7 protein-coding genes and 1 tRNA gene are annotated in these 5802 nt (G+C 34.8%); 6 read left to right on the top strand and 2 right to left on the bottom strand.

What is annotated here, in order from left to right:
• The 6 genes from P8M54_RS00140 to P8M54_RS00115 form a co-directional block, all read left to right on the top strand.
• The coding region (locus P8M54_RS00140; protein ID WP_300283657.1) for a GxxExxY protein at positions 1–313 on the top strand (313 nt) is incomplete at its 5' end.
• Between the two features lie 535 nt (positions 314–848).
• Complete coding sequence (locus P8M54_RS00135; protein ID WP_300283655.1) at positions 849–1178, top strand: translation initiation factor; 330 nt, start codon at positions 849–851, stop codon at positions 1176–1178.
• 49 nt (positions 1179–1227) lie between these two features.
• A complete protein-coding gene (locus tag P8M54_RS00130) occupies positions 1228–2097 on the top strand; it encodes a nucleoside phosphorylase (protein ID WP_300283653.1) in 870 nt (289 codons plus the stop codon).
• 120 nt (positions 2098–2217) lie between these two features.
• Positions 2218–2745: a GNAT family N-acetyltransferase gene (locus P8M54_RS00125; RefSeq protein ID WP_300283652.1), complete on the top strand. Its 528-nt coding sequence runs from the start codon at positions 2218–2220 to the stop codon at positions 2743–2745.
• A 1-nt stretch (position 2746) separates the two neighbouring features.
• Positions 2747–3598, top strand: a complete 852-nt coding sequence (locus P8M54_RS00120; protein WP_300283651.1) for a substrate-binding domain-containing protein — start codon at positions 2747–2749, stop codon at positions 3596–3598.
• Positions 3599–3621: 23 nt separating this feature from the next.
• Entirely contained in the window at positions 3622–4554 is a 933-nt protein-coding gene (locus P8M54_RS00115; protein ID WP_300283650.1) for a transglutaminase, read from the top strand.
• On the opposite strand, the gene P8M54_RS00110 is transcribed toward P8M54_RS00115, so the two are convergent.
• Together P8M54_RS00110 and P8M54_RS00105 are read right to left on the bottom strand one after the other, a co-directional pair.
• The gene (locus P8M54_RS00110) at positions 4551–5555 is read right to left on the bottom strand and encodes an LLM class flavin-dependent oxidoreductase (protein ID WP_300283648.1); all 1005 of its coding nucleotides are present in this window, start codon (positions 5553–5555) and stop codon (positions 4551–4553) included. The two genes, P8M54_RS00115 and P8M54_RS00110, sit on opposite strands and share 4 nt — an antisense overlap.
• 166 nt (positions 5556–5721) lie before the next feature.
• A tRNA-Val gene (locus P8M54_RS00105) sits at positions 5722–5796 on the bottom strand.
• Positions 5797–5802 lie beyond the last annotated feature (6 nt).

Raw genomic sequence — 5802 nt, 5'->3', positions numbered from 1 at the left:
ATATGGTATGAGTAGTATTTTACATCGCGAGTTAACTCAGTCAGTTTTAAAACATTTTTATGATGTTTACAACGAATTAGGGTATGGATTTCTGGAAAGAGTGTATCAAAATGCGTTGTATTATGAATTGAAAGAGAACGGGTTTAAAGTAGAAGCTCAAAAAAGTATAAAGGTATATTACAAAAAAGTTGAAGTTGGAGAATATTACGCAGATATCGTAGTAAATGATTTAGTAATTTTAGAGTTAAAAGCACAAGATTATTTAGTAGAAGAAAATGAATTTCAATTATTAAATTATTTAAAAATCCACTAATTGCGAAGTTGGTTTACTTTTAAATTTTGGCAAAAAACCCGAATTTATTAGAAAAGTATTTCAAAACAATTATAAATAAAACTAGACATACTATCAAAAAGTAAAAAATCCGCGTCATCGATCCGTCTATTATTTAGTCTAAGACAGGACGAAACTAATAAAATTCACTCTTTAATAAAAAGATAAGAAGCAGGAATGAAAAAAATAAGAAATTATAAAAATATCCGTCACAATTCGTTTAAATCCGTGTTCCACCAAAATTAAGAAGGATATAACTAATAAAATTCACTCTTAAATTGAAAGACAAGAAGTAAACAAGAAATCAAATAAAAAAAACCGTAATAATCCGCTTTAACCCGTGTAATCCGCGTTCCATTTAAACTAAGACACGACGAACTAAAAAAAATCACTATCTAAGTGATAGATGATAGATGAAGAAAAAATTAATAAAAAAATCCGTGGTAATTCGTTTAAATCCGTGTCATCCGCGTTCCATTTAAGCTAAATAAACTAAGAAGGAAACAAAATATAAATTATGGACTTACAAGACCAACTAAAAAACCTTTTTCCAGACCACGAACCACTTCCCGAGGAGAAAACCGAGGAAGTACCTCATGAATTATACGTTCAAAAAGAGCCTATGATTTGTAAATTCGAAAAAAGAAAAGGAAAAGCTACGACTATAATTGAAGGCTACGAAGGATCAGACGAAGATTTTAAAATCTTAGCCAAAGAAATCAAAACCAAACTAAGTGTTGGCGGTACCTTCAAAGACGATTCTATTATTATTCAAGGCGATTACCGAGACAAAATAATGGAAATATTAAAATTAAAAGGTTTCAAAGTTAAACGTGTGGGTGGATAACCTCAATGTTAAACCAATTTGAAACTTCAAACCTTAAACAAAAAAACAAATGATACAATCATCAGAATTAATATTAAATCCAGACGGGAGTGTTTATCACTTAAACTTAAAACCAGAAAACATTGCACATGATATCATATTTGTGGGTGACCAAAACCGTGTGGAGAAAATCACACAATTCTTTGACAGCGTGGAGTTTTCCACTCAAAAAAGAGAATTTAAAACCCAAACCGGAATTTTTAAAGGAAAACGTATCACTGTGATGTCAACTGGTATCGGTCCTGATAATATTGATATCGTAATCAACGAACTAGACGCCTTAGTGAATATTGATCTAGAGACGCGTCAACCTAAAAAGGATTTAACGAGCTTAAACATTATTCGTATTGGAACTTCGGGTTCTTTGCATGAAGATATTCCTGTGGATAGTTTTGTGATGTCAAAATTCGGTTTAGGACTCGATAATATGCTCCGCTCCTACTTAATCGACGAAGTCTCAAATGTAGCGATCGAAGATGCTTTTGTGAGCCATACTAATTGGGATTTACGCAAAGGAAAACCGTATGTTATTGCTTGTTCAGAGAAATTAGAAAAAGTTATCGAAAGCGATAAAATGCACAAAGGAATCACGGCAACAGCTGGAGGTTTTTACGGACCACAAGGACGCGTTTTGCGCTTGAACATTCAAGACGAAAAACTGAATTCTAAAATGGATAATTTCGCTTTTGAAGGTAATAGAATCACCAATCTCGAAATGGAAACGGCTGCAATATATGGACTTTCGGCGCTTTTAGGACACCAGGCTTTATCGTTGAATGCAATAATTGCTAACCGTGCCAATGGAACATTTAGTGCTGATCCCTACAAAGCAGTCGATGAATTAATCGCTTATACGTTAGATAAATTGGCTACTAATTAATTTTAGGAGCTTAATCCTGCTATCCGCTGTATTCCCGATAAATAAAAACTACGGCTTAAAAAAGCCTTGTTTTTCTAAATCGGGAGATGCCGCTCCTATCAGGGCTAAAAATGAACAACCATGAGCATTATCATCGAAACCGAAAGACTTCTTTTAAGAGAAATACTAGATTCTGATCTCGAAGGAATGTTTGCGTTAGACAATAACCCAAATGTGCATAAATATTTGGGCAAAAATCCTATACTGACTATTTATAAAAGTCAGGATTACATCAACAACATCAGGAAACAATATGTTGAGCACGGTATAGGTCGCTATGCGGTTATTCTCAAAGCGACCAACCAATTTATAGGCTGGTGCGGTATAAAGTACATCACAGAACCCGAGAACTTACATGTCAATTTTTATGAAATTGGCTATCGCTTTATTGAAAACTATTGGGGAAATAGTTACGGTTATGAATCGGCGAAAGCCTGGCTCGATTACGGTTTCAATACCATGAATATTAAAACCATGTATGCTTCGGCACATATTGATAATAAAGGTTCGCGCCACATTCTGGAAAAATTAGGCATGCAAACAAAAAACGAGTTTGAGTGGAATAAAATTAAGTGTATTTGGTTCGAATTAGAAAATAAAACGATTTAACATGACTACAATTAAAATAGCTGGAGTACCAGAACACTTTAATTTACCTTGGCATTTAGCAATTGAAAATAACGAATTTAAATTACAAAACATCGACCTACAATGGACTGATGTTCCTGAGGGAACCGGTAAAATGTGTCAAATATTACGCTCTGGAGAAACGGATATTGCTGTAATCCTAACCGAAGGAATTGTAAAAGATATTGTTGCTGGTAATCCTTCTAAAATTGTACAAGTTTATGTTGATTCGCCACTGATATGGGGAATTCACGTAGCTGCAAATTCCTCTTATAAAACGATCGCTGATTTAGAAAATACGAAATGTGCGATTTCAAGAGTTGGTTCTGGATCGCAATTAATGGCTTACGTCAATGCAGGGAATCAAAATTGGAATACTGATCGTTTACAATTTGAAATTATTAATACCATTGATAGCGCTGTAGAAGCTTTGACTGCGGGAACTGCTGATTATTTTATGTGGGAACGTTTTATGACCAAACCATTGGTTGATAAAGGCGTTTTTAGACGTGTGGGTGACTGCCCTACTCCATGGCCTTGCTTTGTGATTGCTGTTCGTGAGGAAATTTTAGAGCAACATCCAGAGGTCATCAAAACAATTTTAGATACCATTAATAAAAAAACAAAAAGCTTTAAAAATATCCCAAATATTGATCAAATTTTGGCTGAAAAATACCAGCAAAAAACGGTAGATATTCAAGAATGGCTAAGCCTAACAAGCTGGTCACAAAAACCATTATCTAAAAATTTGTTAAACAATGTCCAAAATCAGTTATTTGACCTTAAAATCATTGATAAAAAAGGTACTTTTGAAGAAATTGTAAAAACGATCTAATCGATTCGATTTTTCAAAGCAATATGATAGCCATTAAAAACCTTTCTTTTCAAAAAATAAAACAAACGCTACAGGTAAAAAAACCTTGGGACGATGTAATTATTTTTGTTTTGAATATTTTAATCGCTATTCCGCTTATTATAATTGCTCATGAAAATTTAATAGAACTAAATTGGCCTTTTAATTTAGATCGGATTCTGCTTTTTATTGTTTTAATCATAGTTATTCAGCTTGTTTTAAGACTTTTGAGAACCATTATTATTTTTTGTATTATCATTTATCTATTAATATTGTTTTACGGAACAGTTATAGGTAATTATGGATTCAATAGCTTGTACGAGGACTATGATTCAATGATTTACACTATGAGTGATAATCCTTATCCTCAAGATATTATCATTTCAAAACTACTCCCTTTTCCAAACAAATCAAAGATCCTACGAGCAATTGAATATAAAAATCCCAAAGTCAGAAATTTTGCCGTTATGGCAACAACTCAGAATTTTAAAAACGTTCGTGGCTATGCAGACTATAGAACAATAATTCAATGTTTTGCAGTATTTAAGGAAATTAATGAACGTTGGAACTACGTTAGCGATCCTAAAGATGGTGACTATATAGCTACTGCTAGTGAATCATTAGATTACTTCTCTGGCGATTGTGATGATCACTCTATCTTAATGGCTGCTGCCGTTCGCGCGATTGGCGGAACACCACGACTAATTCACACCAAAGGACATATCTATCCTGAAATATTAATAGGAACAAGAAATGATTTGGAAACAGTGAATTATTTGATTAAAAACATTCTTTTTCCTAAAGAAAGCAAGGGGAAACAATTGCATTATCACATAGATGAACGCAATCAAATTTGGTTGAATTTAGATTATACAGCCAAGTATCCCGGTGGACCTTTTATGTCCGAAGAGATACTTGGAGCATTAACCTTAAACTAGGAATTCTTAATCTCAGAGAGGATTCTGTAGGAATTGAGTCGAGCTTCATGATCGTATACAGCTGTAGCAATCATTAGTTCGTCAACTTGCGTTTTATCTAAAAACAGGTTCAATTCTTTCTGCACTTTCTGAGGTCCTCCAATAAAAGTATAGGCAATCATTTGCTGTAAAGCACCTTCTTCAACGGGCCCCATGAAATCACCATCCGACTCAAAAGGTGGTTGCAATTGTTGTCTGTTGCCTGTTATTATTCCTAAAAAAAGTTTTTTAAATGAAGTAGCTAATCGTGCGGCTTCATCATCAGTATCAGCTGCAATAACATTAACGCAGGCTATAACACGTGGCGCACTCAATTGTGCCGAAGGTTTAAAATTATTTCTATAAATAGCTATAGCCATCTTTAACTGAGCTGGTGCGAAATGGCTAGCAAAAGCATAAGGCAACCCTTTGGCAGCAGCCAAATAAGCACTATCAGTACTAGAGCCTAAAATATAAATGGGGATATCAAGTCCTTCACCTGGTATAGCACGAACTCGACCGTTTTTATTACCTTGTGAAAAATAAAGTTGCAATTCTTCAATATTACTTGGGAACTCCATTGCGGCATGGTCATCTCGCTTTAAAGCTGCAGCAGTAAATTGATCTGTTCCTGGAGCACGACCTAATCCTAAATCAATACGATCCGGAAATAAGGTTGCTAGCGTTCCAAACTGCTCTGCTACCACAAGTGGCGCATGATTGGGAAGCATAATACCTCCTGAGCCTACGCGTATGGCGTTTGTTCCAGCGGCTATATGACCTATTAAGATAACAGTTGCACTGCTCGCAATACCGGGCATATTATGATGTTCTGCTAGCCAATACCTATTGTAACCCCATTTTTCTGCCTCTTGAGCAAGATTTAAACTATTTTTAAAGGTTTGCGATGCGGTACCTCCGTCCCGTACTATCGCTAAATCTAAGATGGATATATGGGTTTGTGAAAGTCTATTTGTGTTCATTTTATTTTAATTGTATCAGACTGCAAAAATACGGATTGCTCCACTCACAAAGAAACTATCCATACTAATTGAAAGTTAAAAAGACCTACTAGAACTTTTTAGAGAATGATTAAATATCAAAAAATAAAATGTAAAAAAAAACTTCTCAATTTCTTGAGAAGTTTTGTGGGCGATGAGGGGTTCGAACCCCCGACCCCCTCGGTGTAAACGAGGTGCTCTGAACCAGCTGAGCTAATCGCCCTAATTG

This window comes from Flavobacterium sp. (assembly GCF_029242675.1).
GTDB lineage: Bacteria > Bacteroidota > Bacteroidia > Flavobacteriales > Flavobacteriaceae > Flavobacterium.
Note: the sequence above shows the minus strand (reverse complement) of the source record. Positions and strands in the feature narration are given on the sequence as shown.